The 2889-nt window shown below is 71.1% G+C and carries 1 protein-coding gene; it reads left to right on the top strand.

Annotated elements, in window-relative coordinates:
• On the top strand, window positions 1-2889 hold a 2889-nt coding region (locus BGN95_RS24855; RefSeq protein ID WP_286774354.1), incomplete at both ends, for a translocation/assembly module TamB domain-containing protein.

Raw genomic sequence — 2889 nt, 5'->3', positions numbered from 1 at the left:
CGCGCGCGATTGCTCAAACCCGCCGCGCTCTTCCCCAATATGACCGGGCGCGATGTCGAGCTGCGTGCGGTGCTCGACGGCGCCTTCGCCACCGCCGCGTTCGACTATCGGCTCAGCGCGCCGCGCTTCGCCTTCGACGAGACCGGGTTCGAACAGGCGTGGGCAGCGGGCAAGGGGCGGCTCTCCAAATCGCCGATCGTCCTGCCGGTGCGCTTCACCGCGGCGCGCGTGACCGGGGTCGGCGATGTCGCGGGCGGTATCCTGCGCAACCTGACCGTCGATGGGGTGCTGCGCATTACCAGCCGGCTGATCACCGGCGACGATCTCCGCGTGAAATCGGATAAACTGACGGGGCGGGTCAATCTGACGCTCGATCTTTTGACCGGCGATTATCAGCTCGGCGTCAACGGCGCGCTCGGGCGCTATCTGATCCCCGGGCTGGGGGTGGTCGACGTCACCTCCACGTTGCGCGTCGTGCCGGGGCCGGGCGGGCACGGTACGCGCGTCGTCGGGCAAGGCGCCGCGCGGGTCGTGCGGCTCGACAACGCCTTTTTCCGCAGCCTCGCCGGGGGGCTGCCGCGGATCGCCACCGCGCTCGAACGGACCCCCGACGGGGTGATGCATTTCACCAACCTCGTCCTCACCGGGCCGGCGATCCGGCTGGTCGGCACCGGCTTGCGCCGCCGCGACGGCAGCTTCCATTTCGAGGGGCGCGCGCGGCAATCGACCTATGGCGCGCTGACGCTCAAGCTCGACGGGCAGATCGACCGCCCGACGATCGATCTGGTGCTCGCCGCGCCCAATGCGGCGATGGGGCTCGCCGATGTGCGCGCGCATCTCGCGCCGAGCAAACAGGGGTTCGCCTTCACCGCCGCGGGTGGGTCGCGGCTCGGGCCGTTCGAGGCGGCGGGGGATATCCTGCTGCCGTCGAACGGCAATGCGCAGATCGCCTTCGCGCATATCGACGTCAGCGGCACGCGCGCGACCGGCACGCTCGATATCGTCACCGGCGGGTTCGCCGGGCGGCTGGCGCTGGCCGGCGGGGGGCTGTCGGGCGAATTGCTGTTCCGCCCGGTCGGCGCGGTGCAGCGGATCGAGGCGCATCTCGATGCCGATCGTGCGCGGCTCGGCAATCGCGTGACGGTGCGGCAGGCGCATGTCGATCTCGTCGCGCTGCTCGATCCCGCGGGCACCGCGATCGAGGCGAGCGTCAAGGGTGCGGGGCTGGCGCGGGGCGGGCTATCGATCGCGCGCTTCGCGGGGAGCGCGAAGCTCAACGGCGACAGCGGCGAGATCCGCGCGCAGATCGCGGGCACGCGCGGGCGCAGCTATGCGATCCAGAGCGTGATCGCGGTGGCCCCGGACAGCTATCGCGTCACCGCCGAGGGCACGATCGATCGCCGCCCGCTCAAGCTCGCCGCGCCGGCGGTGATCACTCGCGACGGCGATATGTGGCGGCTCGCGCCGACCGAGCTGACCTTCGCGGGGGGCGAGGCGAAACTCTCGGGGCGATTCGGCGACGCCGCCGCGGCGCTCGATGCGACCGTGACGAAGATGCCGCTGTCGATCCTCGACATCGCTTATCCCGGGCTCGCGCTGGGCGGCAGCGCATCGGGGACGCTGAGCTATCAGTCGCGCGACGGCGGCGCGCCGACCGGGCGCGTCGATCTGACGGTGCGCGGGCTGACCCGTTCGGGGCTGCTCGCCTCCTCGCGGCCGATCGACATCGGGATCGCGGGCGTGCTCTCGGCCGATCGCGCCGGAATCCGCGCGGTGGCCTCGTCGGGCGGGCAGACGATCGGGCGCGCGCAGGCGTTGCTCTCGCCGCTCGGCAGGGGTGATATCGCCGATCGGCTGATGGGGGCGGGGCTGTTCGCGCAATTGCGCTACAACGGCCCGGCGGACACCTTGTGGCGGCTGACCGGCGCGGAGATGTTGGCGCTGTCCGGCCCGGTGGCGATCGGCGCCGATGTGACGGGGCGCGTCGCCGATCCGTCGATCCGCGGCATGTTCCGCGCCGACGATGCGCGGATCGAAAGCGCGACGACCGGGACGGTGCTGACCAATGTGCAGGCCTCGGGAGTGTTTCAGGGGTCGCGGCTCCAGATCGGTCACTTCGCCGCCGACGCCGGCAAGGGCGGGCGCGTCACCGGCACGGGGCAATTCGATTTCTCGGCCGAGGCGGGGATCGGTCTCGATCTCTCGCTACAAGCCACCCACGCCGTACTGATCAACCGCGACGATATCGGGGCGACCGTTTCCGGGCCGCTGAGATTGCGGTCGGGCGGTTCGGGCGGGGTGATCTCGGGCGACGTGACGCTCGATCGCAGCCGCTACCGGCTCGGGCAGGCGACCGCGGCGAGCGCGGTGCCGCCGCTCAAGGTCCGCGAGATCAATCTCCCCGGCGGCGGCGAGGAGGAGGAAGTGCGCGCGACGCCATGGCGGCTCGATGTCCGTGCGCGCGCGCCGAACCAGCTCAGCGTCAGCGGGCTCGGGCTTTCGAGCGAATGGTCGGCGGATCTGAAGATCGGCGGCGCGCCGGACAATCCGGCGATCACCGGGCGCGCCGATCTGGTGCGCGGCAATTACGAATTCGCCGGTCGCGAGTTCCAGCTGTCGCGCGGGGTGATCCGCTTCGGCGGCGAGGTGCCGGCCAATCCGTCGCTCGATATCGAGGCCAATGCGGATTCGACCAACCTCAACGCGACGATCCGCGTGACCGGTGCGGCGCTCAAGCCGGAGATTTCCTTCACCAGCGTGCCCGCCTTGCCGCAGGACGAATTGCTCTCGCGGCTGTTGTTCGGCACCTCGATCACCCATTTGTCGGCGCCCGAGGCGCTGCAGCTTGCGGCGGCGGTGGCGGCGTTGAAGGACGGCAGCGGCGGGCTC

The organism is Sphingomonas sp. 66-10, from assembly GCF_001897045.1.
Lineage (GTDB): Bacteria > Pseudomonadota > Alphaproteobacteria > Sphingomonadales > Sphingomonadaceae > Sphingomonas > Sphingomonas lycopersici.
The sequence above is the reverse complement of the archived record's forward strand: the minus strand, read 5'-3'. Positions and strand labels throughout refer to the sequence as shown.